We start from the raw sequence: 25,836 nt of genomic DNA, 5'->3' as shown, positions 1-25,836 counted from the left end.
GATTGCCTCTTACTGGACGGTAACAGTTGCGGTGAAGGAAAGCGGTGTCGGCGTTGCGCCCACCGTTGCCGTGAAGTTTACAGTAATACTATAAGTACCCGGTGTAGGGGATGAGCAGTTGAAGAAGGATTCAAACTGCGGGGCCGTACCGCCGCTACCCGATGGCGAACTGATAATACGTGATGTACCGCTACCTGATGTCGAAACACCAGAAATGGTAACATTGTCGCCAGCTGTTGTGCGTACGACCACATTCGAGAAAGGTGTTGGGCATGCGGTTGAACCCACCACATGCACCACACTGATTGACCCGCTTGATACAAATGGCTCATGCGGATCAGCTGGAATAACTGGCCCGCTGCTACCACCGCCGGAGGAGATAATGGGCGCAGCACCACGGTTGAACGTATCTTCCACTGCTCTGGGGTCGAGCGGGTTAGTGCCGGTAACTAAATGCACCTCTTCCACTTCAACATTCGCGCTGCCAGAACCTGGTACGACCATCACATGGCCGTCTTGAACAAGGCCACATTTCTTTTCGCAGTTTTTGAGTGCTCTTTGCGCGGCATCACGTTCTGCAATGGCTGCATCTTTATCAGCAACCAGTTTTTGGCGGTCACTATTGTATTTAGCAATAAGTGCATCATTTTCTGCCTTAATTGATTTAAGTTTATTTTTCGCATCAGAGATGTCTTTCTTCAAGTCTTCAGCATGCGCCCTTGCAGTTTGTGGATTGGTTGGCACACCTGAATTCGCTACGTTAAATACTATATTGATGTATTCTTGATATGCTCGTTGTGCTTCATCTGCCTCACGCTGCGCATCCGCCCGGCGATCATCGATTGCCGCCTTGTCGGATTTATAAGTTGTTTCAAGTTCTTTAATTGCGTCTTCTACAGCAGCGACCTTGTCGATTGCATCTTTCACAGCCTGAGCATTATCGATGCAAGGCTGGCATTTTGCGCGCGGTGCTTGGGTTTGGCCGCCAGTAGTTCCGCCGCCTGTAGCTGTACGACCGCCCCCGGTTGCTCCACCTGTTGCACCCGTACCGCCACTGGTTGTTCCGCCGCCAGTACCCGTGGTTACCCCGGTGCCACCGCCGCCTTCAGTAATTGGTTCTTTGGCTTTCTTCTTTTTACCGCTGCGGCAATCATCCATGCACTGTTCCCATGCACGAACCGCATCGTTATAAAGCTTTTGCGCATCGCCCTCTTCGTTCAGTGCATCACCAACAGCCTTCATTGCAGCATCCAATGCTTTATTGGCAGCATCGGTTGCTGCCTTGGCTTCGCGCTCACGCGCTTCGTATTGGGATAATTCTTCCTGATATGAATTTTCATCAAAATCGGTCGGACCGCCATCGCGGATGCCGGAAAGATGCGCAAGCTCCGCTTCCTTCGCTTGCTTTTCTGCGCGTAGCTGGTTGAACTTCGCTATCGCTGCGCTTTGCAAATTACCGATGTTATCAAGACGCTGATGCGCAGCTTTGGCTTTTGCCTTTGCGCTATTTAATGCGGTTTGCGCTTTGGCTAAATCTTCACGTGCTGCTGCTAAATCGGCGCGCGCTGCTCGTGCAGCACGGTTTTGTGTTGTGCGGTTTTCGTCTCGCTCATAAGACTGTACCGTCGAATTCGCCAACTGGTTGGCGGCGGTAGATGCCTTGGCAGCCTCCTGCACTTTGGCTTCGGCTTTGGCCACTTCTTCTTCTTGATATTTTAGGTTTTCATCTGCTGTTTCTGCTGCTTGTTGCAATTCGGGGATGGATGCGGTTAAGCGTGCGTGTTCTGTCTGTTGGTCAGCCATGCCTTTAGTAAGCTGAGCAATCTCCGCTGTCAGTTCACGGATTTTTCTTTTGCGCTCTTCGTCCTCTTTATCTCTTTTCTTTTTTGAAGCATCGCGTTTTTTGTCTGCTTCACTCATGAAACGGTATTTGGCCTGCGTTGCCTCTTTTTCTTTTTCATTGGCTTCGCGCTGCGCCTTATCCGCAGCAGATTGAGCGGCAATAGCAGCGTTCACCTTTGCCCGCAATTCCGCTAATGGCTTTTTAAGTTCGTTTGCTCTGTCTGCTAGCGGATTACATTCCGGACACATTGTGCTCTGCACTTGCGCAAAGGCAGGCACGGCCCCCAACATCATCAACAAAGCAAAAAAGAACGAAGCGAACAGCAAGCGATTGGGACGACGTTGGGTCATGCGCAGAGTCTCTTGGTTGGTGAGATTGTGGCAAGACGCTATATGAGGGTAAGACAAGTGTAAATGTACAAAAGGCCGTCTCGTAAGTAGAACGACCAGTCAATGTTGCAAATCTACCGAGAACCCACGGCTAGTTTTTTAAGCAGACGCAGAAATATCAACGGGTTAATGCAGAAGCCTCAACCGCAACGCGAAACGACTATCAGTGATTGTATGGAAGTTAGTTTGTTGTTTGCGAGATGGATTTGAACCACTCAATCCGCAGGGATTGCGCCTGAGGGTTATGAGCCTCCGTTTGGTTCAAATCCTTCAATCACTCTCAACTATCCAGGCATCTGTGCAGGTGCTACGAATGCAGCTTGATGAATGACGGTTGGTAAGATTGGCACAAAGGGGACTGCTGCTTCACCAGATTGCTTACGCATGGCTATCTGATTGATGGCAACCTCTATCACACGGTTGAGCAAATGCTCTTTGGTATCAAACGAAATACCAAGCGATTTGGCAGCATCACTCAGATCACAGGTCTCCTTCAATAGCAGTTGCTGCGATGCTTCAGGCCATTTTGCAAACCATACTTGCGCAAACACATCCATGTCCCCATCGCCTGTCGCTTTGGCGAATGCTCTCAAAGCTGGATTAGTAGATTTCTGCGCAAGCCTACGCAGTAACCGCGCCAGATAACGACGATTTCGTTCTGAATCATTCCTATTGCTGGCTACACATGCATGACAGCCATTGGATGAATGCGAGCCAGCCGGCCCCGTCCCGCACAGCATGTAGCCAGCCGCACCAAGTGTGAAGTTTTCTGGCAAGGGAATGTTCTTTGAAACTGATAGCGTCATGAATTCGCCAGCATAGCGCTCATAGACTTTGGAAATGCTTGTTTCCAAAGCTTGATCTGACGTTGGAGTACTCAGAAGTCGCAAGCCATCCCACGTAATCTCGACCTTGCCTTTCTGAAGGTCGTCTAGCAGCATTCGTTTGGCGACAATCCGTTCCCTGTCCATCCGCTCCAGCTGAAGATCAATAACCGGCTGCGCTGCAAAGGTGAGCATGGCAAAGCTGCCCAGAGCAACGCCAACTTTATACCGCCATGTCGGCACACGCCGCCGGATATGGTCAGCCTTACGTTCCGCGAATAATGCCGGCCCCCATTCGCGTTCAAGCGAATGGGTTGGCGTATCGGGCTTTGTAATACTATCTAACATATTACTTCACATCGATCGCGATACTGGTTCCGCCTCGTACAAAGGTCATTGGACGGGTCGGGCCAAGACGCTTTAGCGCATTTTCAAAATACGTATCCGCCGCAGCTGGCTCCAACAACACAGGTTCGGCAAAATTGTTAGGTTTAGGGTGGCGCGTAAAGCCACGATCAAAACAATTGAGAAGATGTGGCGGTTGACCATCCATCGCAATCAATACATCGTTTAACTCATTGCAATGCACGCGAATTTGCTGCTTATCATCCAGTTCATAGGCAACCAGACAACAAAATCCATTCGTGCCTGTAAACTGAAACACACGAAGATTGGAATTTATACCTTCTATCTCCGTAAAGACACGCTGTTTAAAACGGCCATCATTATAAAGTCCGGCCACGCTCTTCTTTCCTTCGGCTACATCCATAACAGCGTCTTGAAGCACATCAAACATGTCAACTTTTTCAGTTGGCAATTCGCCAGTGTAAATTGGCGGGGTAATTTGGTTTAGAGCATGGGTCATAATTATTCCTTTTCTATTGTTTGGGTTAAAATAAAATTATGCAGCGTTCGCTTGCGGAGCAGATGCACGCCTTGTGCGCCTGCCAAACTCGCGTTCTCCTTTCGGTGCTTGACTTTCAGGATTTGCTGCATTTTTTGCTAAGTCACAGGTACAAATTATTCCGCAACTTTCACGAAACTCTGGTCCAATATTACCTTTTGTTACGGGCTTTTCAGCTTTCTGTTCTGTAGCATTACCTGTTGCCGCAGGTAGATTACTTGGCGTAGTCACGCGTGCGCTTGGTGTCTCGCCTGCCTTGCCGCACTTACAAACAGCTTCTCCACAGCTGCCGAATTCCTTGGCAACATTGGGGGTAGTTCTTTCAGGCTTCTTATCATCTCCTTCCGGTGATGTTGGTTGTTGTCGGTTAATAACTTGGTCGGGTATGCCAACAGGTGGTGCTTCGTTTGGCTTTGCAGGCGTTGTGCGAGCACGCGGCTCCGTACCGCGCGCTGTTGGGCTGTCGTTGTCGGCATACACCATGCCATCTGGCAGATTTTTTGGGGCAGCGTTACCTAGCTGATCAATCTGGTGAGGTGGTTGCCCGGGTTGTGTACCTTGTTGCGATGGAAGGCGTCCCCTTACACTGTCAACAGGCGCAGTTGCTTTTCCAGCTTCAACATGCGCTGCTGCACGCTGAGCATCTTGTAGGCGTGGAGTTTCTTGCGGTTGACCCGCCTGTGGCTGCACTGGCCCTTGAACATCCGTAATCGGCTTCGCCTCAACCCGATTGGTATTTGCATTTCCCGTGGAGACCTTAATATCAGTGCTTTGTTTAATTTCAGTCGGTTGATGTTTTGGCTCTTGAAGTGCTGTGTTCTGAACTTCCGGTTTGGTGGTTTGGGTAACCACAGCGGTAGTATGTGATGTAGGCTGTGCTGGCGCGGTGTCTTGAAGTGCGGATTTTGCATGTTCCTGCGTTGTAGTGACTTGCACAGTGTTTACAGTCTGGTCAGCTGCACTTTGAATTGGCTCTGCATGCTTGATCGTCTGTTCAACAACGTGTTGCACTGTTTGCTGAATAGGCTGTTGCGTCTGTGGCACGTGCTGCGCTGTTTGTTGCACAGCCTGTTGTGGTGAATGCTGAACAACTTGAGGTATAATTGATGGTTGTTGGACAACGTGCGATGTACTCTGCGCAGCTGCGTACTGAACTGTAGCCTGCCCCGTTTGCGCCAGCGTGGTTAGCACAGGCGCTTGCTTTACCGTGTTTGATACAACAGTAAAGCGCTGTGTCGTTGTGGGCGTAACATTTGCACGTTCAGGCGCGGTAATTGCTGTCTGCCGCGCTTCAACTGGCTTCATGATCGGCTGTTGTATCGCGCGAAAACGGTTATCATTCTTGGCTGGTGCTACAGTGTGTTGCACGCGTGCGGCTTGATTGATATTCGACGCGCCAACAATTCGTGTATGGATTTGCTCGGAACGCGTAGGCGTTAGTACTATAAAATGTCGCGTTACTTTTACGGGTTCAGTACCAGTTGTAATTTCCAGTGGCTGCCCCGCAGCGTCCTTATTTGCCAGCAGCTTTAATGGAATTTTGAAACGCGTTTCCGTTTTAATCGGCGCATCGTTTCTTGCCTCGATGTGCAATTGCGTTTTAGCGTTTTGTGTTTGGATAAGAGCTTGGCGCATGATGGGAAGCTGCCGCAGCTCTTTCACCTGCACCGCCATGGCCTGTGCAATTTTGCGTATTTCGGGCGGATTCGCCGCTGTATTCAATCTATTCAGCTGGGTTAGGATTGACTTCAATGCCTCAGCAGGGATTGGCTTTCCTTCTTTTTGAGCTTGCGTTACTTGCTTTGAAAATTGCTCCAGCTTCACGCCAAGCTTTTGCACCTGTTGCACCTTGGCATTCAACCCGCCCATTTGCTTGCCAACCGCCTGTGATGTGCCCAACATATCAGTTGTCGATAGCATCACCATCACGGCTTGCAGATATTTTAGCCGTTCGATAACGCGGTTAATGTGGTCCATCTGGCTTCTACCATCCCGCAAATCGCCGATAGTTACGGCATAATGTTCATCCCCGATGGTAATTTGCTTGGCATTATCCGCATCCATATCAAGGATGTCTTTGGTAACAACTACACTAACAATTTGCGTATCACGCTTGGCGGCATATTCGGCAACCGCGCGTTTCGCAAAACGAGCCAAATCTGAATTGTCATGAAAATGACGATCTAATTTGCCGAGCACCGTCACCACCTGCCCCGCTGATTGGAAACAAACAGCCGCAGCGTTGTTTCCAGCATCTGCGCCGGTCGGCTCGATATCGTGATGTAAGGCTGGTGCAGATATTGCAACAGACATGATGAAACCTATTGGAATTTTTTGAAGACGGCATGCGGGCGAGCAACCGCGGGTAGCGAACGCTCAAGCGGTCATATCCGCATGCGATGATGATGTATGCTTAGGTATATGCCGGCGGCGCGCGCGGGCTGGCAACCGTATGGTGCGGTTTGCTTAGGAACAGTTTCTGAAACGCGATAAGGCGTTCAGGAACCAAAAATATTTCGGGAATTAAAAATACTGAAATGGGAGCAGTAACAGCATGGGGCGCCCAACCAAATGGACAGAAGTCAGATGTCGCGTGGTGCGATTTTGCTGGCGCGGTTTTATCTACGCTATCCACCAACTTTTCTTCAAAACCAGATGCCGTACAGATGGTAATTTTAACAACACCCTTCTGCAAAGCCTCCATATCCGGCATGTAACCAACGGGTATAAAGCCCTTCAGCAATACCATCAACATCACAAGCATTGCTATTCCTTCATTGATGAAGGTTGCACGGCGCATGCGGGTTATCAGTGAAATCGACGGGGCATTCATAATAGGCTTTATAAGCCTAGTGAATAAAAACGGCAATATGCGACCATATTGCTGGAATCTAAAAAAGATTTGGTTGCGGGAGATGGATTTGAACCAACGACCTTCAGGTTATGAGCCTCCTTCCAGATAGCCGATATCAATGACTTAGCCTCGATTTGTGCCAGGCTTGTGCCACGGAACCCTCAGTAACGCGTTGTTGAGACCGAAAGCCGTCGTCTTCCATGAGAGCGGTGCGCGTCGTGCAGTTCCGACAAAAATGACTCCATGCGCAGCTGTTGTTGCTAGCTCACGCTCTCGGCAAGATGGCTGTGCATGCAGTCAAAGATTCTTCAGATCGATGTTCGCCTCCGTTGGAATTTCGTGCGTATCGCCGCGCTCGCGCTGTGCAGCTGGATGATCGCGTCATGCGGCGTGGTTCACTCAAAACCGTCACAGTCGGTCTTCGTGATTGATGGTGACACAGTGCAAAGTGATCATCATCATTATCGCCTGCTTGGCTTCGACACTCCGGAAGTTGGCCCTCGTGCTCACTGCGCAGAGGAGGATGCATTAGGCAAACGTGCGAGCGCGCGTCTTCATGAGATCGTCGAGGCTGGAGAGATCAAGCTCGTAGAGCATCCCTGCACTTGCCTGCCCGGCACCGAAGGGACTTCAACGTGTAACTACGGCCGACGTTGCGCAGTCCTTCTGTCACACGGAAAGGACGTCGCGAAGACATTGATCGAGGAAGGTCTTGCCCGGCCTTATATTTGTGATGGCGAGCATTGCCCACAACGTAGCGATTGGTGTCACTGACTCAAAAAACATTTCAGTGTGCAATTTCTTGGACATCTAATCAGTAGTAGCCTTCTGTTAAAGCCCACGCGACAAATGCGACCAAACTGATACTGGCTAGACACAACGCATCCTAAAGAGAACTCAATTTGATTAACTTGGGTATATCTTTTGATTAGTTCCCAACTATATCATTGCGAAACTAAAACGAGAATTGCAATCGCTCCTACCAATTCAATAGATTTCTTGCGGCAACTACCCCTCTAGGAGTGCAGCAAGCTAAATGCAGAATGTTTGCCCAAAATGAAACGAAATAAGCGAGATACCAAAGTTCTGAAAATCGCTGTTCACGGATCGAAGGAATGGAGACCACCCCCACCTTCCCGTTACGAAATACTGGTGAAGGCTATCTTTCGCAAGGTCTCCTCGATTTGGCGTAGCAAAGAAGAGCCGGTAAAAACCAGCGAGCAACAAATCGCAGATCACACTGACAATGAGTTAAACAACAAGGAGCAACAAAACCCTAGTTACTCTGCTGAGTTCTTGAAGGCGCTGCAGCGTGGTCCCGAACTAAACATCGATCCACGCCTAACTGGTTTGCCTGACCGGCTCGTGGCTTCATACTACATAGCCCGAGCGTTTTTTGCTGACCATTACAATTGCTTTAGTTACAGAAGAGACGCCTTTATCGCGGAGTGTGAAGCAGACAGAGATTCACATATCGAATTATACAAGTTGAAGCACATTGACGCTATTAACCCGAGTTCAACGGCTCAAGAAGACATTCGCGTGTTGCGGCTGGCATGGCATGAGCTTAAACTAAACATATACAAAGTGAATTCGGAATACTACGAACTCAAAAGCCGATTACACGGCAAGCCGTATGTAAAAGACGATCCAAGATTGGCATATCTACCACAACATATGATTGAATTGTTCAATAACGGGCTTGAGCTATCGGAAGAGCGCCCCATGACTAGGGAGCGAGCCCAAGAATTTCGCAAACTTTATGCTATCTATAGAAGTGGATACAAAAGGGATGTAGACAACAATCTCGATAACGAGCTGTTTTTTGCCTGGTACGAGTTGTCCATAAGGGTTGATGACGCAGAAGACGAATACACCGCGCTGTCGAAACTACCACCACCGCTCTCTTCCGACACACCAGAATCCGAATATCCGCAGCCAGTCTGGGATCTATTTCACAAAGCGTTCAAGTTATGGCGAGATAAGGACAAAGCCGAACAGCCTTTAACCGACGCAGATGTTAAAGCGATCCTACATCTATATGAGCAAACAGGCTTCACCAGTGTGCCGCGCACCTGGGCTGAACTTTTGGCACATGTCTATGAAAGTGAAAATCATAGCTTCACTGATCATGGCAAGGCGCGTGAACTGCGCGTGAAAGCTACATTTCATCCCAGTGGCGCAACTCAGGCATACAACCTCGCGATGGGTTATTTGCAACCACCACTTGGCGGAGATATTGATCTGCCCCGTGCCCTCTATTGGTTGGCCCGTAGCGAAACATTTATTGATGCTGCACGTTCTCATGCAGCACGCGTGATAGGCTATTATAATGAACTTACTCAATTGCGTCCTCATTTGCCAACCCTTGTGGACGGAATTGAATACGATCTTAATGATCCAGAGGACTTGCGCACCGAATCCGGCCACTTTTTAGCAAGAGCCTATAATACCGGGCTATATGGCAAGCCAATCGATCAGCAGAAAGCGCAAGCTTACTACCATGCCGTCGCCACGCGCGACGTGAATTCTTCACCGAATATCGCTCCGGAGATTCTGAAATCAGCGAAGCGTGAAGCGGCACTTGCCGCCGCCACCCGGTCGCTCCTCGGCATCGGCACCGCTTTTGATCCCGCCGCCGCAACAGAGTACGCCGATCTATTATACAATGACTGCAATCCTGAGGACATCAGTCAGGCATACGAACGGCGTGCTGCACTGCGCGTCCGAGATCTAGCCCAAGCAATGTCTGACCCATTGAACCGCAAACAAACTCAAGATGCTCTTGCTCTAGTGAAGCACATAACAGCGAGACGCATGTCGCCTGAGCAGTTGGTAACGTCGATAAAATCAGGCGCTTTCTCGGATCTCGATTTAATCGAAGGATGCCTATCATTGCTCAATGCGTATCTAGAGGATGAATGCATCGGTTATCCATCGTATGGGTCGTGTGTCGCTCAAGCTCAAATAGGTCTGTTAGGCCACACGCAAATTCATCCGGTTCAGAACTGGTTTCGATACAACGCTGTTGATGCAGCACAGCGACCGATCCTGGGTGCTATTCAGCCGCAATCACAAGAAAGCAAGCCACTCCAAGGTTTCGGACGCTTTCGAGGCCTTTCAGTCTCAGAGGCTGGAGAGATTAACTTCGCTTTCGACCCTATCAGTTCAAAACAGCTTCCGCTCATAGTGCCGGAAGACATAGAGGTAGCTCTAGCGCTTGCATTTGGCGCCGACAAACCAGTCTGGCCTACCTTTAGCGCCGAACCGCCAGCGCCTCTAACACAGAGTTCGCCTAACTGGATTCCTTTCACCGCACAGTGGGAGCCAAAGTGGCTCGGCCACACCGCACTCGGCAACACGCTCTTTGCAACGGATTGCGAAGCAGGACCGCTGCTACTCTGTCAGACTGGCAGCATCCAGGTTACCGACGATCAAGAGACTAGCCCATCGCTCGCTCGCCTGAAATCTATCATCGCAAAAATGGCAGAAGCTGGAAGAGATAGTGGAGGCCACAACAACTTCCTTACTTTCAAAGTGGCAGCTGTAGAAATCACATGGTCGAAAACCGAACAATCCACGCTGCGCTGCACTGTGGAAAAGGCTGTAGTTGGATTGCAGACTGGCACTATCGATGAAAATGACACACGCACATACACGAATAACAAAGATTTTGCGACCGGCTACCGCGCAGCGCTTTTCAATGCGAATTACGACTTGTTCGCTGAACACTATCCGCTGCTCGAACGCTACCGCCAATTAGCTACGCTCGTCACTGCACTCAATCAATTGCGCGAGCGTGGATTTGAACCAGCACCACCAATACGATCCGCCATCGCTGAATCATATAATAGCTATGTCCGTCGCCCCGCGCCGGTACAAGCTAGCCAACTCTTCTACTAAGGCACACACATGGGATGCCAAATAAATCCATCAGCTAGAACGCCCGAACAACTAGCCACATACCAAGCCGAGGAGCGCGCCGCAGCACAACGGTTCGAGGCCGCGCGATTGAATCAAGTACTAGCTCGCGCGGCAGAAGATCAAATCCTGAGACGTAATCCTCTACCGCCGCCTGAGGTCCCGCTGAACTACTATAACGACCTTTGGTCGCTCACAGCTCCCTCCGCAACAAATGAAGGGCATCTACCCCACCCCGAAATCCCGGGTGCAACATCGGCCCAGCTCCACGCAAGTCGTGGGCTAGAATTGAAAGATCGTGATTGGGCTGCCCAGCAGAATGCATTGCAAGATCCAGGGAAAGTTCCGGAGTACCATCCGGAAGCGCCGGTCGTAATTTATAGCATCAATCTCACGCCCACAGAACTTGACCGTGTACATGGCGCAGATAATCAGCAAGGTCGCTATGCCACGAGACCTGTTGATATAAACGATGGCCATATGTCAGCAGAGGAGATATCGCGGAGGCTGTCTTTGCCTCCAAACCAACCGCTCCCAACCAAGGTTTCCGATGTCCATGTAGCGCATGGTACATTTGTTGAGGCTAGCCGACCAGACAGCGGAGAGGTACGTCAATTCAAGATAAGCGATTTAGGCTCGGTGTCTTTCGTAAATACACGGGATATCGGATAATCAATCACGTTGCATAACAATGACAAAATGCACTAAAATAGAGCAATGAACAACAAACAAAATCAATCGACAAAGGCAATCCTCGGCGACGTCTCGATTAGCGATCGAAGTGTTTCGCGAAACGGAGCTATCGTCTTCGAATTTCCAACGGACATAGCGGAGATAGCAAGGCTTGAGGATAAGCTCTTTATAGTTTTGAGTGTTCCCGATCCAGGAGCTGATCCACAATTCGCAGGAACTAATCTTTGGTGCGTCAGTGTCGATGGGAAATTGTTATGGAAAGCACAGACGCTTTATAACGAAAGAGACGATCAAAGGTTTCAAAGCTATTTGTATAGTGATCTATGGATATACGATCGGAACGCTCCGAAATTGCATTGCAATACAAGCGAGCGAACCTCCAGAACGCTAGATATACACACTGGTACCTTTTTTGCTGACTCTGAACCGCTAGATCCAACTTTGCCGTATAATACGCGTTACGCTCTCGCTGGAGTGCAGGCAAAACATCGTGAGGACTTGGGTTTTGTTGCATCCATGAAGTTGCGACCAGTATCAAAATGGGTGCCGGTTTATGAGCATCCAGGTTGGCCGCCAATGGTGACTAGCGAACCGTCGCCATGACCTCGTCGGAGTACTCATCTATCAGCACCCCGCCATCATCAACGAACGCGTCACCGGTTCCTCACGAGGAGCCGGAGGGAATTAAGTCGTCGGTAGTACCGTCCGACGAGCACAGCGCCCCCATCACGGAACTTATGACAGCCGTCGCCAATCTTGAAACCGATGCCTACGTCCGCGTCTACGACGGCGAAGTGGCTCCATTGAATGGCATCTTCGTAATCGAACGCAAAGAACTTGTCGGAAAGACACCAGAAGAAGTCCAGGCCCATTTCAGCCTCACCTTCTTACCCCGCATGATCTGTGACGCGAACTTTCCTCTCGGCGCTAAATTTGCGCTTGGGAAGCTCACTAATTCTTATGGCAAGCGCGTCTCAGTTTTCCGCGCGATTACGGCACTCAACCTGTCCGCTCAAAGGCCACTGACGCCCGAAAACATCGCTCCGGTTCCTGCTGCGCAAAGCGCTATTTCATCGGAACCGGCAAAGGCTGTGCAAACACCATACCCTGAGCCGTTAGACCCTTCGGATGGCTTCAACATCGCGAATGCCCAGCAGTATCTACTCCACTACTTCAATAAGGATGCCGAGCCAGTTCTGATACCGAATAGCATCAAACGTATTGGTCCGGATGGCTTCCCCTATGTTGCAGCAGAGTTTGACGCACCGGATGAAACCAGAGGCGCTCCATCACTGAAAATAGACGATGATCTGCGAAACAGCCTCGTTCAGAGCCTCCTCAAAGAAGGTATGGGGCTGGCAGTATTTCGGCACAGTAGCACACAACCCATGTGGGCTTACACCTACGGCGATATCATGTGCCTGAACATTTTCGGCGGGCTTCGACCGCAGGGCGAGTACGATCCTAATGCGTATCCAGGCACGATTGATGCCGTTTTGCCACCTGGGGTTTCGATAAGACAAGGCCGTCCCAGCGATCAGATGCTCCCACGTTATGCACGGCGTGTGATCGCAGACCGTATCTCGGCGGCAGTTGGGCAGGCCGTGCGCCACGAATTCTATGTCTTTGAAATTCCGCAAATCGATACCTTGAGAAGGCTTAAGCTTGTGATGCCGGAATGGAGTACAATGAGTACTGAGCAACGACGGGAGCTCAGCAAGGCAGTTCGGTGGTGCCTTCCCTACGCGCTCTATGTGACATCGTCTCCTTAGGCAAAAAGGAAGCCCGCGAGTTAGTGGCTCGCGGGCTTCTTCATGTCGGGCGTGATGTTACTGCTGTGGCATCACATCAGCTGCGGCATTCGCTTGGCGTCTTCGCGGTGGCCGACGCATTGTGTTTTCATCTGGAAGAGCCGCTGTTGCCTCAGATGCTGCCGGACGAGCGTCGCTTTCTCCGCGAACGACTACGGCGAGAACCTTCTCCGGCGCCGCCAGGAGCAGTTTGCTTTGATCGTTCCCATCATAGTCACGCCATAGAACGCGCGCCGCGAACGCCTTGCTCGGCGTAAAGCCGTCCGCCGGTTCGAACGTCTCGACACGAAACGACACGGCAGGATTGGTGGCGATCTGGTCCTGCTCCAGGATGCGGAAGCCATAAGCCTCGGCGAAGCTCTGGGGCGTCTGCTCCGTGAGCACGCTCTCGCGGTTGATCATGACGATGCGGGCTTTGTAGTCCCGGCTCGTCTGCAGCTTGGGATTGGTCGAGGGGTCGTAGGGTTCGACGAAAGCGATGTGCTCGATGGGGATCAGTCGCTTGCCGATGGTGATGACGGTATTCATGGAAGGCCTCCTTCGTTGGGGGTTGAAGTCGGCATCATCCTGCTGCGCAGGTGGTCACCTCTTCAATGAGGAGGTCCGTCAACGGATGGGAATGGCTCGGGATTGCCGCTCAGGTGAGCCCCTTCAATTCTGCCATGCCATCAAGCAGCTCGACGGGCAGCGCTGACAGATCACTTCCGTCGAAGCGAAGGTTCAGCCAGTGCACCGCAAGTTCCGCGACGGCCTTTGCCTGGGCAAGATCCCGACGTCGTTTCAAGCTTTCGCGCTGGCTGCGTTTGGAAAGCCAGACTTTGTGAAGCGCATAGGCGCGAGGATCGATCGTGACGATGCGAACGGGCCAGCCATCTTCGGCGATCGCAATCTGCTCATAGCGCGGAGCGCTGACCAGCCAGGCAAGGCCTTCGATGGGCGATGGATCGAACTCGTCAGCGCCCTTCGTCAGCTTGGGCGGCTCTTTGAACATCTCGTTGGGCTGCACGGGCCGGATGACATCAACAAGATAGCTGTCATCGTTGATCGCTTGATAGGGTCTGCGCTTTCGGAATGAGCGATCGACCTGCTTGATAAGGCCGAGCACACTTACGGACGATTCATCGGCGGATACAAAAGACAAGCGATGGCGAGGGTCCCAAAGCAGATCGAGGTCTTCCGTCGCGATCAGATCTTCGCCGACGAGAACGCCGGTCCCGAACTCATAAGCGAACAAGGCGTTGGTGCCGGCAACCATCAATTGTCCATCGAGCCATCCTTCATCATCGAGCTTGCGCAGGATCTTCGCGGCGATGGTTGGCACCCGGCCAAGATAGAGTGCCTTGCTGACGCGCGCGCTTCGATCGAGCAGGTCCGCTGATTTCTCGATGCGCGCGCGGAGTTCCTCGACGCGATCGCCGTGCGCCTTATAGATCGCTTCGGTCTCTTCGGATTTCACTCCGAGGGATTTTTCTTTGCGTCCGTTTGTTGCGTAGAGATAGCGCTGGCCATTGCCGCCCGTCTTCCAGTGCATGCCGCCGATACGGCGCAAGGCACGACGATCCTCGCGCCATGCCGCAAATTGCTGCTGAACATTCAGAACATGCCGACGCTGATTGCCATCGAACTCTAAAATAGGACCTCTCACTCCATTATTCGAAATTATAGGATTCAATCGTTTAAATCATCTTATTTCCTATAATGCCTGTAATGCCTTGTTTTTCTTGGTTTTTAAATCACCGCCAAACACGCCTTTGGCGATCCGGTCCATCGTCGCCTTATGATCTTCTGATTTGAAGAGGTGACCGTACCGGTCCATCGTGACTTGCAAGCTGCTGTGACCAGCGAAGGTCTGCACCGTCTTTGGCTTTAGGTCAGCTTCGATCCAGCACGAGATCGCGAAGTGCCGTAGCGCATGCCAGTTAAAATAGGCTGGCGCCCTTGGATGCTCAACCGGATCTTCCTCATGTGCTGCCTGCAGCTTCTCAAACAGCGGACGGAAGCGGCGTTTGACCATGTTGTCATGATTGACATAGTTGCCGCGCTCATTCGTGAAGACGAGATCATCGGGCTTGGTGAATTTCGAGCGACGCTTCCAGTCTTTGAGCATCGCAACGACTTCGGAGCCGAGTGGCACCTCGCGCATACCTGCTTCCGTCTTGGTTACGTCTTCGCTGCCATAGGCATCAACGCGCGTGATGATTCGCACCTCGCCTCTCGCAAGGTCCACATGTTTCCAGCGCAGCGCGTGGAATTCGCCGGCTCTGGCGCCTGTCGCAGCGGCAACCACCAGCATCACCCGGAAGTCTTCATCGGCCGCAGCAATCAGCAGACGCATATCTTCCTTGCTCGGCGGCACGATCTTGCGCGCGCCCTGATCGCGGCGCCCGATCACACGCACATCGCGAGCGACGTTGATGGCAACCAGATCTCGGCTAACGGCAAAGCGCAGGATCTGCTTGAGTGTCCCAAGGATCTTGCGAATGGTGGGTACAGCGATGTCGGTCTTCTTGAGATCATCGCAGAAGCGTTCGACGCGTCCGGTCGTGAGCTCACGTAGCGTGGTGTCATCAAGACCCTTGTCGAACGGTGAACGCGCTCTCGTTCGTTTTCTTGGCGAGCTTCGCACAACACTGGGAGCGATGTAGTTCGCGATGTGGCCTTCATAGACATTGAGATTGTGCCGCGTCATGCGTTCGCGCCGGTGCATGCGTTCGTGGCAATGATCGAGGAACAGCCGCGCCGCTTGCTGCACCGTTGTGGAGCCGGCTTGTGCGCGGTAATCGCCGCGATGGATGTCGCCTTCGATCGTGATACGGTAAGCATCGGCTTCTGCGCGCGTGTCGAACTGCTGGCGCCCACGTTTGCCATCGCGGCCGACGAAGTCGACCACCCATGCGAAGCGGGTCTCACCTTTGGTTTTCCATTTGCGTTTGCGCACAGACGCCATGACGCACCACCTTTGCAGGAGCGAACAAGTTTGGTCGAATATGATTGGTTGGATGCGGGATGGCACTAGCGTGCAAAAGCGATTCCCAAAGATTCCCACGCATCCAACTGGATATTAAATCAGGCCTTATTGAATAACAATAGAATTTTTATTAGGAGTCGAAACATACCGCGCAATCTTTTCATCGTTTGGAATTAGTTCATCGAGCTTGGACGGCGACGGTCGACAACGCATACAACGCAAGACAAGGAGGGCCTTATGTTACCAAATACTTCGACCCAATTGCCGTCGGCGGTTCTGATGCAGATTAACGATGCCCTTGCAGACGATGTGCTGCGCGGCGCAGAGGCGATTGCTCATTTCATTTATGGCGATAGCCGGCAGCGACGGAAGGTTTACCACCTCGCCGAGACCTCCCGCCTTCCGATCTTCCGGCTCGGATCGGTGCTGTGTGCGCGCCGCACGGTCCTGCTCAACTGGATCACAGAACAAGAGCAACGCGGTTATGCGCAGCCGCGCAAAGCTGCCTAAGTCATCATCCCCCTGGAGCCACCGTCGCTCGCTCGCCCAGACAGGCGAGCGACGCGTGGCGTAAGGGGGTGATCAAAATCCCCCTGGTGAACCGGAGCGAGGGCTCTTCTACCACGTCTCGACTTTCCGAAGAGGCCGCGCTATAAACAACGTATGCGCATTATTACTGCATCAGTATTGTTTGTTGCCTTCATAGCCATATCGTCTTTGCCAAATCATGCAAGCGCCGACGATGGACCAACTGGTAATAAATATTTCTCAACATGCGAAAATTCACGCGGCGCCGAGAAGGATGCCTGCATGGTGTTTCTTGGCGGGTATATTCAAGGCTTTTATATTGGCAAAGCAATATCACTCAGTATTGCATCAGATGAGAATGTGGGTGACACGTGGAGCACAAGCGACCCGCCTCCCTGTCCTCCGCACGACACCAAGACACAGCAGGCGTATGATGTCTTGATGAACTACCTTCGCGCGCATCCAGAAAGTCGCCAAGCCGATCTGTCGACATTGACCTGGATCGCGCTGTCGCAAGCTTGGCCATGTAAGTCGCCATTTGAAGTCAAGAACGCGAACGACAAGGACGCATTGCGAGGCATTTTGGCGTCAATGAAGCTGCGCCCGCAGCCATTATGCATCGGTTCGTTTTGCATGTTCTGGAAGAGCACCGCGCAACTACCATCGAAGCCTTGAAGCAGCCGCACTAACGAGAGGGATGGCATCGCCAGTCAAGATGAAGTAACCTCGCCAAGTCAGCTGAGCGGGGGTGCTGAAAGCTGCGAGACGTGATTTCCTGCATGACGCGGCGCTTTTCAAAATCAAAATTGCTTGCCTTCCGCCAATGCCCGAAACGGCTTTGGCTCGAAGTGCATAAACCGGAATTGCGTGTCGATAGCGGCGCTGAAGTCAGCATGTCGGTCGGCAATGAAGTCGGAGCGATTGCACGCGCGCTCTATGATCCTGAGGCACAGGGCATTCTCATCAACGCGCAGGAAGAAGGCTTCGAGAAAGCTCTGGAGCGCAGCCGATCTCTGCTCTCAGGAAACGCGCCAATATTCGAAGCGGGCTTCGCGACATCTGAAGCGATAGCGTTTGCCGACATCCTTCTCCCCGTCAGCGCGAATACGTGGCGCATGGTCGAGGTTAAATCGGCGACCGGCGTCAAAGATTATTACCTCGATGATGCCGCTATACAGTTCAACGTGGCGAGAAGCGCAGGCGTGCCTTTGCAATCCATCGCCATCGCTCACATCGACAGCTCGTGGACCTATCCGGGTGATAAGCATTACAACGGCCTGCTGATCGAAGTTGATGTAACGCAGGAAGCGAGCGCGCGCACTGCAGACGTGCAAGACTGGATCATAGAGGCTAGCGCTATCGCGTCACTGCCAACCGAACCCAAGAAAAGCACCGGCGCGCACTGCTCAAAGCCCTTCGAGTGCAGCTTTTGGTCTTACTGCAAAAGCCAGGAACCTCAGGCCGAACGTCCCGTGGGTTGGCTCCCGCGTCTGCAACGCAAGGAGACCAAGGACTATATCGAGACCAAGTCCATCATCGATATGTCGGATGTGCCGGATGAGTACTTGAACGACATCCAAAAGCGCGTCAAAGCACACACCCTCTCTGGCACGACCTACTTCGACGCCAAAGGCGCGGCAGATGCGCTCAAAGCCCATCCGCTTCCCGCGCTGTTCCTCGACTTCGAAAGCGTCAATCTCGCCATACCGGTTTGGAAGGGCACCCGTCCCTACCAGCAGATCCCGTTCCAGTTCAGCCTGCATCACGTCTCGGACGCCGGCGTTCTTAGCCACACGGAATTCCTCGATCTCAGCGGCGACGACCCTTGCAGACCCTTCGCGCAAGCGCTGATTCAAAGCTGCGCCGTTGCTGGTCCGATCTTTGTTTACAAACGCACCTTCGAGGCCGGTCGTATCCGTGAACTTGCGGAGATGTTCAGCGATCTCGAAGCATCGCTCATCGCCATCATCGATCGTCTCGTTGACCTGTTGCCGATAGCAACGAAGTTCTACTACCACCCTTCGCAGGCTGGCAGCTGGAGCATCAAGAAGGTGTTGCCAGCGATCGCGCCCGATCTCGACTACGCCAAGCTCCCCGGCGTGAAGGACGGCGAGATGGCCAGTGTCGCCTACCGCGAAGCCATTCAGTCCGCGACATCACCTGTGCGAAAGGACGAGATCCGCGCGCAGCTCTCCGCCTACTGCTCCCTCGACACCTACGCCATGGTTCGCCTCTGGGCCTTTTTCGCGGGACGTTCAGATTTACAGTTGTAAGTTCGCGCTGAGAGTGCCCGTGCGATGGCTCGGCAGAAGTCAATTTGAGGTTCCTGTCTTCTTGCGAGTTTGCTCATTTTCTCGCTCTGTAATTCTATTGTCCTCGTCTGCGACTGTGTCATGGTCGATAAAATCGAGGGCTTCTGGAACATCCAGAAAAGCAAGCTCGTTGCTGAAGACATCGCGCAAATGCTGACTGATCAGGACCGGGTCAAGTTGATCGATGAAACGGTCAACCTTGACATAATATCCAAACTCATCATCAAGATCCTCCAGTTTGATCGGGACGACCGGCTTGGACGGAGGCTTATTGGGCATCGTCTATCTCCTGAAACTCACGGAGCGCAAATTTAGCCGCACTCCGAATGCGACGAAGAGCGTTATGCATTTCTGCCTTGGTCGCTATGCCAAGTTTAGCCGCACGAGCCTCATTGGGCATACCCTCGCAAATAATCACTAGCAGGAGACGACCGTCTGGAGGGGCGAGCCTTTCGCACATCACCTTGATGACTTGTTTTTGTTGGTCGCGATTGATGATGTCATCCACTAAATCACTGGCCGTGATCTGTGGCCATTCTTGAACAATACTAGAATAATTGTCACGAGCCGTCTTTAAGCGCCTGCGCAAAGCAAGTCGTTGATTGTCGCGACGCGTCTTGGCCATTCGCGCTAATTTTTCAATCTGTAAATGGAGTGGTAATGCGCCAAACTCGCGTAATACTGAGTGGGGGTCAGAACCATACTTAGCGGATGCCGCCTTTTTGGTGCGGTCGCCCCTCTCTGAAGTTGTAGCAGGGTACGAGCGACCAAGTGGATCGAGCAGGGTCAATACTGCGTCATTGAGCACATCGCCCCAGTAGGAGTCCTCTGGAATTGGTCTCGGTCTTAACCGAGCCGCGGCGTCAAGCCTCATTCCGCTAAGAACAGCATAAGCGGCGTATACGACAACATCCCATTGGATATCAATGAGCCCCGTCGTGCTCTCACAACAAGCGTCCACGACGTCCGGCGGATCACTCATCCATGCTCTCCAAGAGCCTAGCACCTTCAAATTATAGGTGCACGGTTTGTACGTTCTGACCATGGCCCTCAAAATTTTTTTCGCACAAGCACGATTCCGGATCTCGACCACCTGAGGATTGCGAGCACCAAGGATGGCGAAGCCTCCCGACGGTGCTCGCTGGATCACCAGCAGAGACCGGAGAGATCAAATGCCTCCAGCACAAGACGACGCCCCATCACCTGACCTTGAATGCAAAGGCAATTGGCTAACAAGGGGCTCCGACGAAGACACGCGCCAACGAAGTGTGCTCGCGCCCGATCTGCTGCGCGGCGCCGACGAGATCGCAGCATTCCTCTTCGGCGACAAGGCACAGCGCCGCAAAGTCTACCACCTTGCTGAAACTTCGCGCCTGCCGGTGTTCCGGCTGGGCTCGGTCTTGTGTGCGCGGCGCAGCGTCTTGATGGCGTGGATCTCGTCTCAAGAGCAGCGCGCCGTGACCGGCGCGCCAACAACCACCACCCCTAAGGAATAAGGCCATGAGCAATCAGAGCATCAATCTCGGACGAACCTTCGTCCCGACAAGTTCGACCTACTCACCCAAGCGTATCGAGGAGGTCAAAGCGAAGCACGATATTCTCGGCCGCGCGACGGCAGCGGGCCGCAAGAATGAACCGCGCAGCGAGGATGTCGATCTCGACGAGCATCAGCGCGTGCTGGTCGATGAGACACAAGGCTTCGTTGCGAGTGTGACGCGGCTTGCCGGCGCCGAGATCACGCAGCGCACGAATGCAGCTCGCGCCTTACTACCCTACCCACTCGATACCGGGTTGGAGCGCGCCAATATCGGACGCCAGGTCGCGGAAGCGAAGGACCTCCACCGAGACGATCTCGAAACCGCGCTCAAGCATCAACAGCGTGCGCTTCGGGATCTGCGCACCTTCGAAGAAGACAATGGTCTTGGTCCCTTCTCGGCCATCTACAAAGATGACCGCGCCATGTTCTTTGCGCTGCTCGCGATCCTGATGCTGGGCGAGAGCGTCTTCAACGCCTTCTCATTTGAAGAGCTTCAAGATCGCGGTTTGCTCGGCGGATTGATGCTGGCGCTCAGTGTCGGTGTCGCCAATGTTGTCATGGGGCTCGGTGCCGGGTTTCTTGGCTTCCGGTTGATGATCCACCGGCAGCCAGCGCTGCGGCTGCTCGGCATCGGGATAACTGGCGTATTGCTGACGGCGGCGCTGGCGCTGCATCTTGCGCTCGGCGATCTACGCGAAGCGATCAGTCACGACGCCAAAGCGCAGATCGACTTCCTCGTCATCCTCAAGCCGTGGCGCTGGTTCGCCTATAGCTCGATCCCGCCCTTCGTGCTGTTCGCTGTCGGCTTGGCGACGTTCTTCGTCGCGGCCCTCAAAGGACGCGGCGGTAGCTGGGGCATCGTTGCGCCCTATTGGCAGCATGAGGTCATGGATCGCCGCTTTCGGGCGGCTGACCGCGTGCTGGAGGATGCGAGAGCCAATCTCAAGAATGGCCTCCAGAATGGTTTTGACGGCGAGCTCGCCAAGCTGCGTGCGCGCCTCGAAACAGAGACGGCGAATGTCGGCGAGATCCGCCGCCTTGTGAGCGAAGCGCAAGGCATCGAGCGGACGATGAATGACTCGATCGCCGATGAGATCGGACGCCAGCATATCTGGCAGCGCACGTACCGCGACCGCAATCGCGCGGTGCGGACAACACCGGCACCGGCTTACTTCGATAGCTATCCGGAATTCGAGGACCTTCGCAAAACGCGCCTCGATGTCAGTGATCTCTATGCGGTTGCCGAACAGGCCGAAAAGATCCTCGCCCAGAACCGCTCGCGCCTCGCAGAACTACAGCAGAAGATCCTCACCGAGCAGACGGCGACGATCGAAGCGATGTTGACCATGGTCAGCAGCGCCGAGCGGCGCGCGGCGCAACAGATCAACAAAGACGATGCGTTCAACGAGCCGCGCCTCGCGCAGCGCGCGGAGTAAGGGGGACATCATGCGCCACATTCATCACAGCAACCGCTTGCATTCATCGCCCAAGCGTCTCGTTACCCTAATCGGGCTATGGGGCTTGGTCATTGCATCGATCGGCGGTTTTGCCACCGTTGCTATCCTTGCAAGCAACCGCACAGCGGATACCTTCGCCCTCTGCCAATCATCGCCGCTGAAAGCCGTATCCACCACGCTTGTCGTGGTGGATACGACCGATACATTCACGCAAGACCAGCAACTCCGGCTGAGACTCACCATCGAAGCAGAGCGTGACCGCGTACCGGAAGGCGGACGCTTCGTGGTCCTCAGCCTCAATCCTGAAGCCGCATGGCAGCCAGTGGAACTGGTGTCGGTGTGCAATCCGGGCAAAGGCGAGAATGCTAATCCGCTTCTTGTGACGCGCAGCAAAGTCGAGAAGCGATGGCATGCGGTCTATGGAGAGCCGATCGATAAGGCTGTGATCAATGCGCTCGATCAAGCGCCATCCGAGCGCTCACCGATCATTCAGACGCTTGCGGCGACCTTGACGCGCGCCGATTTCGATACGCGTACAGCGGCCCGCCGCCTCGTCATCATCTCGGACCTGCTTGAACACGAGAAGGGCGGCTACTCGCAACTACGACCGGGTGATTTCTGGTCATCCTATCAAGCGTCGGCCCTGCCGAAGACGGCGCGCCTCCATCTGCAAGGCGTGAGCGTCTCGATCGACTACCTCCAGCGCGGAAAATTCGCTGCCGTGCAGGGGCCACGTCACCAAGCATTCTGGGAGCGGCTGCTTAAAGAAGCCGGCGCGAGCGAAGTGACCTTCCTTGGCATGGCGAGCCCAGTGCCATCCGTACAAGCCCAGAACGGGAGGCGCTGATGCTGCTCGCTCTCTTCTCTATGCTCGTGCGGCTTGCAGTGTCGTGCATCACCCTCGCAATCCGCATCGCGCTTGCACTTGCGGCACTCGCTGGAAGGCTGCTGGGGCTTCTCATCATTGCACTCTGGCGTGCCTGGCGACACCGGCCGCCCGCGAAAGTGCCGCTGCGCGCACAACAGGTCGAGCTCAGTTCACCAACGCCTCCCGCACTGCTCCCGCCGCCATCGAACGCGACAGGATTCACGCCGCGTCCCTTGCGGCCGCGCCCGAAGCGCTAGGGAGATTGAAGATGCGCGTTCCCTCACTCAATGACCGGCAGGCACTCGCTCTACTCCTGGTGATCGGTGCAGGAACGCCAATGCTGATTGCCGGCATCAGCAATCTGCCGAAAGATCCAGCTTATGCCGCCGATAGCCGGTTCGCGCAGATGCTTTGCGTCTGCGCGGCCGGGAGCGCCGGTGTGATCGGGTTCATTCTCGCACTCCGGCTTTGGCGCGATTGCAGATTGCAACGCGCCTACGGCGCTGCCTCAACCGCCGTCAACGACACCCTCAGTTATCTGAAGCATGAACGGCGCCTCGCCCGGCGTGGCCAACTCATCACCCTTGCCGGTGCGATGCTGGCGCTCACCTTATATATAGTGTCGCACTGGCCCCAGGCCGGCGCGCTGACGAATTGGCAAACAGCATTTGCGCTGGCAGCGCTCATCTTTCTGGCGTGGTTGCCGGTCCGCGCGCTGCGCAATCGCGGTCACTATGTGAATGCCTTCTTCCTGCGCCGTTATCTTCGTCAACAGCTCGATCATCTCGGCTACCGCCCCCGACGAGCGCAGCGTCGCTCAAATCCGAACGCAAAAATTACGATCCCGCGCAAAGGATCGTTCATCATCGAGGCGCGTAATGGTCCGTTCGAGTGGCACTTCGATGACTTCGTGAAGAACGCGGTGGTGTTCGGGCAAGTGGGCTCGGGCAAGACCGTCGCCGTGCTCAACGCCGTGCTCGAAGGCATGATCGCGACCTTCGCCAAATCGGATCATCCGGTCGGCGGCCTGATCCTCGATGCCAAAGGCGATTTCTATGGCAAGGTGCAGAAGCTCTGCGAAAAGTACAAGCGCAGCAACGATCTACTGATCGTCGATCCTGCCGCTTGGCATGATGCCGGCGGCACCTGGCGCTCGATTGCCTGGAACCCGCTCGACAATGATGATGATCCGCTTGAAGTCGCAACGCGGCTCATCGCAGCACTGCGCCTCATCGGCGTCGAAACCGGATCGGAAGGCTCATTCTTCCTCGATAGCGCCAAGGTCTATCTGCGTCACGCGATCGCGCTGGTGCGCGGCGCTGCGATCACGCCTGCGCCCTCGATCCTAGATGTCTACCGGCTGAGCCAAGAGAGCGAAGCCGAGACACCGCTCTACCACACACTCATCCGGGCCATCGGCAGCCGCTATCCGCAAGCGGTACCCGCCCAGATCACCGATGCCGTCACCTTTATGGAGAAAGAATGGGCAGCAATGGCGGACAGGCAAAAATCGGGCGTGCGCGGCACCATCACCCAGCTGCTCGATGAATTTCTGGTCGCGCCATTCCATGAGATCTTCACGCAGGCTTCCACCGTGTCGATCGGCGCGATGATCGACAGCGGCAAGCTTCTCTATGTCCACATGCCGGCTTCCGACCGGGAGCGGATGAGCCGCCTCGTCAACACGCTGATCAAGCTCGAATATCAGCGCGCCATTCTTGCGCGCCCCAACAAGCGCCAGCCAACCTTCTTCCTCTGCGATGAATTCCAGACGTTCTACACGAGCGGCGAAGGACGCGGGGATTCCGACTTCTTCGAGCGCTCGCGCGAAAGCGTCCACGCCAACATCATCGCCGCACAAAATCTGTCTGCCTTCATGAAGCGGACGCGCAACCACCACGATGTGAAGAATTTCCTCGGCAATTGCGCAGTCAAGATCTTCCTGCGCCAGACCGAAGAAGAAACCAATCGCTGGGCCTCAGGCCTCTTTGGACAACGCTCGGAGATTGTCGTTACGACGAGTGAGCAAGCGGCCATCGATGGAAGCTGGTCGCGGCGACGTCATACGAGCTACGGCCGCGCCACAAAATCCCTGCCGCGCGTCCCAAGCGATGCCTTCATCCGGCTTGCCATACCGGTGCGCGGCGACAAACAGCAGCGCTACGCCGGATCGATCATCCACCTCGCCTCGCGCGGCTCGACCCAACAGCCGACGCTAGACTGGCCGATCCATCCCCTCAGTTGAGCACCGCGCCATGCGCATCCCCATCGGACGAGCCCTTGGCATCTTGCTCATCGTAGCCATCGTCGCTGCGACCTTCGCCGATCTCGCCCTTCTCGCCGCAGGCCATCTCAAGCCTTGGCTTGGCTGGATGTTGCCTTAACAAAAGGAGACCACTCATGCTGCGTGAACTCTTCGGCATCGGTCAGCAATTGCTGCACATGATTGGCATGGGCTGCCTGCTCTGGGGCACCTTCAGCATGGTCGGAGCGATGTTCGGCAATCGCGATGCGCTCGGCTATATCAAAGGCGCAGCGCTGCTGATCTTCGGCGTCTATCTCGTCGGGTTGATGAAGAACATTTGACGGGCTCGGTGCCGCTTATGTTGCAGCATCTGACGTGATGGTGCGACATCGGCAAGCGCACGATAGTGAAGTGGTCGTCGTTCGATCCGACCGCGTTGGAACTCAGGCGTATGGCTCAACCGATCTTTCATCGCGCGCGCGGTAGCCGCTGCCTTTTCAAGGGTCAATCGAGCAATCATCGCGCGCCGCGAACTGGTGCACACTTCCTGCATGGCGCAGAAATACCGATAAGCAAAATCATTCTCGATGGCGGCGAGCTCAGGACCGCATTTCGTTCGCTTGCGCAGGAGCGATCGCGCGGCCAAGGCGAAGCCGCGCTTGATCCTTCGGGTCCTATGGAT

Annotated in this window: 22 protein-coding genes; 11 read left to right on the top strand and 11 right to left on the bottom strand. The window is 53.9% G+C overall.

Features of this window, described 5'->3' with window-relative positions; all coding sequences use genetic code 11:
• Positions 1-9: 9 nt before the first annotated feature.
• The 5 genes from SFW65_04950 to SFW65_04930 all read right to left on the bottom strand — a co-directional run bounded on the left by SFW65_04950 (position 10) and on the right by SFW65_04930 (position 6,793).
• A complete protein-coding gene (locus SFW65_04950) occupies positions 10-2,193 on the bottom strand; it encodes a hypothetical protein (protein ID MDX1922457.1) in 2,184 nt (727 codons plus the stop codon).
• 323 nt (positions 2,194-2,516) lie between these two features.
• Complete coding sequence (locus SFW65_04945) at positions 2,517-3,404, bottom strand: hypothetical protein (GenBank protein ID MDX1922456.1); 888 nt, start codon at positions 3,402-3,404, stop codon at positions 2,517-2,519.
• Between the two features lies 1 nt (position 3,405).
• Complete coding sequence (locus tag SFW65_04940; GenBank protein MDX1922455.1) at positions 3,406-3,921, bottom strand: hypothetical protein; 516 nt, start codon at positions 3,919-3,921, stop codon at positions 3,406-3,408.
• A gap of 36 nt (positions 3,922-3,957) precedes the next feature.
• On the bottom strand, positions 3,958-6,273 hold the full coding sequence (locus tag SFW65_04935) for a hypothetical protein (protein MDX1922454.1): 2,316 nt from the start codon (positions 6,271-6,273) through the stop codon (positions 3,958-3,960).
• 100 nt (positions 6,274-6,373) lie between these two features.
• Positions 6,374-6,793, bottom strand: coding sequence for a DUF2946 family protein (locus SFW65_04930; GenBank protein MDX1922453.1), 420 nt, complete (start codon positions 6,791-6,793; stop codon positions 6,374-6,376).
• Between the two features lie 312 nt (positions 6,794-7,105).
• Here SFW65_04930 and SFW65_04925 point away from each other — a divergent pair, with 312 nt between their 5' ends.
• From SFW65_04925 to SFW65_04915, 3 genes are all read left to right on the top strand, one after another.
• Positions 7,106-7,588, top strand: a complete 483-nt coding sequence (locus SFW65_04925) for a thermonuclease family protein (GenBank protein MDX1922452.1) — start codon at positions 7,106-7,108, stop codon at positions 7,586-7,588.
• A gap of 282 nt (positions 7,589-7,870) precedes the next feature.
• On the top strand, positions 7,871-10,717 hold the full coding sequence (locus SFW65_04920) for a hypothetical protein (GenBank protein MDX1922451.1): 2,847 nt from the start codon (positions 7,871-7,873) through the stop codon (positions 10,715-10,717).
• Positions 10,718-12,165: 1,448 nt separating this feature from the next.
• Entirely contained in the window at positions 12,166-13,200 is a 1,035-nt protein-coding gene (locus SFW65_04915; protein MDX1922450.1) for a hypothetical protein, read from the top strand.
• Positions 13,201-13,257: 57 nt separating this feature from the next.
• Here SFW65_04915 and SFW65_04910 read toward each other — a convergent pair whose 3' ends face one another.
• The 3 genes from SFW65_04910 to SFW65_04900 form a co-directional block, all read right to left on the bottom strand.
• Entirely contained in the window at positions 13,258-13,767 is a 510-nt protein-coding gene (locus SFW65_04910; GenBank protein MDX1922449.1) for a hypothetical protein, read from the bottom strand.
• Positions 13,768-13,876: 109 nt separating this feature from the next.
• Complete coding sequence (locus SFW65_04905) at positions 13,877-14,884, bottom strand: nucleotidyltransferase domain-containing protein (GenBank protein MDX1922448.1); 1,008 nt, start codon at positions 14,882-14,884, stop codon at positions 13,877-13,879.
• A 48-nt stretch (positions 14,885-14,932) separates the two neighbouring features.
• On the bottom strand, positions 14,933-16,186 hold the full coding sequence (locus tag SFW65_04900) for a tyrosine-type recombinase/integrase (protein ID MDX1922447.1): 1,254 nt from the start codon (positions 16,184-16,186) through the stop codon (positions 14,933-14,935).
• Positions 16,187-16,444: 258 nt separating this feature from the next.
• On the opposite strand from SFW65_04900, the gene SFW65_04895 reads away from it, so the two are divergent.
• The 3 genes from SFW65_04895 (at position 16,445) to SFW65_04885 (ending at position 19,008) form a co-directional block, all read left to right on the top strand.
• The gene (locus tag SFW65_04895) at positions 16,445-16,717 is read left to right on the top strand and encodes a DNA-binding protein (protein MDX1922446.1); all 273 of its coding nucleotides are present in this window, start codon (positions 16,445-16,447) and stop codon (positions 16,715-16,717) included.
• A gap of 153 nt (positions 16,718-16,870) precedes the next feature.
• Positions 16,871-17,410, top strand: coding sequence for a Rap1a/Tai family immunity protein (locus tag SFW65_04890; protein MDX1922445.1), 540 nt, complete (start codon positions 16,871-16,873; stop codon positions 17,408-17,410).
• 104 nt (positions 17,411-17,514) lie between these two features.
• Positions 17,515-19,008 carry a DUF2779 domain-containing protein gene (locus SFW65_04885; GenBank protein ID MDX1922444.1) on the top strand — a complete coding sequence of 498 codons (1,494 nt, stop codon included), beginning with the start codon at positions 17,515-17,517 and terminating at the stop codon, positions 19,006-19,008.
• A 39-nt stretch (positions 19,009-19,047) separates the two neighbouring features.
• Here the strand turns inward: SFW65_04885 and SFW65_04880 are convergent, their stop codons facing one another.
• On the bottom strand, positions 19,048-19,326 hold the full coding sequence (locus tag SFW65_04880) for a hypothetical protein (protein ID MDX1922443.1): 279 nt from the start codon (positions 19,324-19,326) through the stop codon (positions 19,048-19,050).
• Positions 19,316-20,029 carry a hypothetical protein gene (locus SFW65_04875; GenBank protein ID MDX1922442.1) on the bottom strand — a complete coding sequence of 238 codons (714 nt, stop codon included), beginning with the start codon at positions 20,027-20,029 and terminating at the stop codon, positions 19,316-19,318. The genes SFW65_04880 and SFW65_04875 overlap by 11 nt, the downstream gene beginning before the upstream one ends.
• A 286-nt stretch (positions 20,030-20,315) precedes the next feature.
• Between SFW65_04875 and SFW65_04870 the strand changes: the two genes are divergently transcribed.
• The 4 genes from SFW65_04870 (at position 20,316) to SFW65_04855 (ending at position 25,154) form a co-directional block, all read left to right on the top strand.
• Entirely contained in the window at positions 20,316-20,543 is a 228-nt protein-coding gene (locus SFW65_04870) for a hypothetical protein (GenBank protein ID MDX1922441.1), read from the top strand.
• Between the two features lie 4 nt (positions 20,544-20,547).
• Positions 20,548-22,020 carry a hypothetical protein gene (locus SFW65_04865; protein ID MDX1922440.1) on the top strand — a complete coding sequence of 491 codons (1,473 nt, stop codon included), beginning with the start codon at positions 20,548-20,550 and terminating at the stop codon, positions 22,018-22,020.
• Between the two features lie 10 nt (positions 22,021-22,030).
• Positions 22,031-22,888, top strand: a complete 858-nt coding sequence (locus SFW65_04860) for a hypothetical protein (GenBank protein MDX1922439.1) — start codon at positions 22,031-22,033, stop codon at positions 22,886-22,888.
• A gap of 289 nt (positions 22,889-23,177) precedes the next feature.
• Entirely contained in the window at positions 23,178-25,154 is a 1,977-nt protein-coding gene (locus SFW65_04855; GenBank protein ID MDX1922438.1) for a type IV secretion system DNA-binding domain-containing protein, read from the top strand.
• Here SFW65_04855 and SFW65_04850 read toward each other — a convergent pair.
• Entirely contained in the window at positions 25,147-25,311 is a 165-nt protein-coding gene (locus tag SFW65_04850) for a hypothetical protein (protein MDX1922437.1), read from the bottom strand. The two genes, SFW65_04855 and SFW65_04850, sit on opposite strands and share 8 nt — an antisense overlap.
• On the opposite strand from SFW65_04850, the gene SFW65_04845 reads away from it, so the two are divergent.
• Complete coding sequence (locus SFW65_04845; protein ID MDX1922436.1) at positions 25,310-25,495, top strand: hypothetical protein; 186 nt, start codon at positions 25,310-25,312, stop codon at positions 25,493-25,495. The genes SFW65_04850 and SFW65_04845 overlap by 2 nt on opposite strands.
• The last annotated feature ends 341 nt before the right edge of the window (positions 25,496-25,836 follow it).

Source organism: Alphaproteobacteria bacterium (genome assembly GCA_033762625.1).
Lineage (GTDB): Bacteria > Pseudomonadota > Alphaproteobacteria > UBA9219 > RGZA01 > RGZA01.
Note: the sequence above shows the minus strand (reverse complement) of the source record. Positions and strands in the feature narration are given on the sequence as shown.

What these genes read in the sequence shown, in the direction of transcription:
- SFW65_04950 (MDX1922457.1), bottom strand. Translation starts at nt 2,193, where the DNA reads ATGACCCAACGTCGTCCCAATCGCTTGCTGTTCGCTTCGTTCTTTTTT.
- SFW65_04945 (MDX1922456.1), bottom strand. Translation starts at nt 3,404, where the DNA reads ATGTTAGATAGTATTACAAAGCCCGATACGCCAACCCATTCGCTTGAA.
- SFW65_04940 (MDX1922455.1), bottom strand. Translation starts at nt 3,921, where the DNA reads ATGACCCATGCTCTAAACCAAATTACCCCGCCAATTTACACTGGCGAA.
- SFW65_04935 (MDX1922454.1), bottom strand. Translation starts at nt 6,273, where the DNA reads ATGTCTGTTGCAATATCTGCACCAGCCTTACATCACGATATCGAGCCG.
- SFW65_04930 (MDX1922453.1), bottom strand. Translation starts at nt 6,793, where the DNA reads ATGAATGCCCCGTCGATTTCACTGATAACCCGCATGCGCCGTGCAACC.
- SFW65_04925 (MDX1922452.1), top strand. Translation starts at nt 7,106, where the DNA reads ATGCAGTCAAAGATTCTTCAGATCGATGTTCGCCTCCGTTGGAATTTC.
- SFW65_04920 (MDX1922451.1), top strand. Translation starts at nt 7,871, where the DNA reads ATGAAACGAAATAAGCGAGATACCAAAGTTCTGAAAATCGCTGTTCAC.
- SFW65_04915 (MDX1922450.1), top strand. Translation starts at nt 12,166, where the DNA reads ATGACAGCCGTCGCCAATCTTGAAACCGATGCCTACGTCCGCGTCTAC.
- SFW65_04910 (MDX1922449.1), bottom strand. Translation starts at nt 13,767, where the DNA reads ATGAATACCGTCATCACCATCGGCAAGCGACTGATCCCCATCGAGCAC.
- SFW65_04900 (MDX1922447.1), bottom strand. Translation starts at nt 16,186, where the DNA reads ATGGCGTCTGTGCGCAAACGCAAATGGAAAACCAAAGGTGAGACCCGC.
- SFW65_04895 (MDX1922446.1), top strand. Translation starts at nt 16,445, where the DNA reads ATGTTACCAAATACTTCGACCCAATTGCCGTCGGCGGTTCTGATGCAG.
- SFW65_04890 (MDX1922445.1), top strand. Translation starts at nt 16,871, where the DNA reads ATGCGCATTATTACTGCATCAGTATTGTTTGTTGCCTTCATAGCCATA.
- SFW65_04885 (MDX1922444.1), top strand. Translation starts at nt 17,515, where the DNA reads ATGACGCGGCGCTTTTCAAAATCAAAATTGCTTGCCTTCCGCCAATGC.
- SFW65_04880 (MDX1922443.1), bottom strand. Translation starts at nt 19,326, where the DNA reads ATGCCCAATAAGCCTCCGTCCAAGCCGGTCGTCCCGATCAAACTGGAG.
- SFW65_04875 (MDX1922442.1), bottom strand. Translation starts at nt 20,029, where the DNA reads ATGAGTGATCCGCCGGACGTCGTGGACGCTTGTTGTGAGAGCACGACG.
- SFW65_04865 (MDX1922440.1), top strand. Translation starts at nt 20,548, where the DNA reads ATGAGCAATCAGAGCATCAATCTCGGACGAACCTTCGTCCCGACAAGT.
- SFW65_04860 (MDX1922439.1), top strand. Translation starts at nt 22,031, where the DNA reads ATGCGCCACATTCATCACAGCAACCGCTTGCATTCATCGCCCAAGCGT.
- SFW65_04855 (MDX1922438.1), top strand. Translation starts at nt 23,178, where the DNA reads ATGCGCGTTCCCTCACTCAATGACCGGCAGGCACTCGCTCTACTCCTG.
- SFW65_04845 (MDX1922436.1), top strand. Translation starts at nt 25,310, where the DNA reads ATGCTGCGTGAACTCTTCGGCATCGGTCAGCAATTGCTGCACATGATT.
- SFW65_04850 (MDX1922437.1), bottom strand. Translation starts at nt 25,311, where the DNA reads ATGAGTGGTCTCCTTTTGTTAAGGCAACATCCAGCCAAGCCAAGGCTT.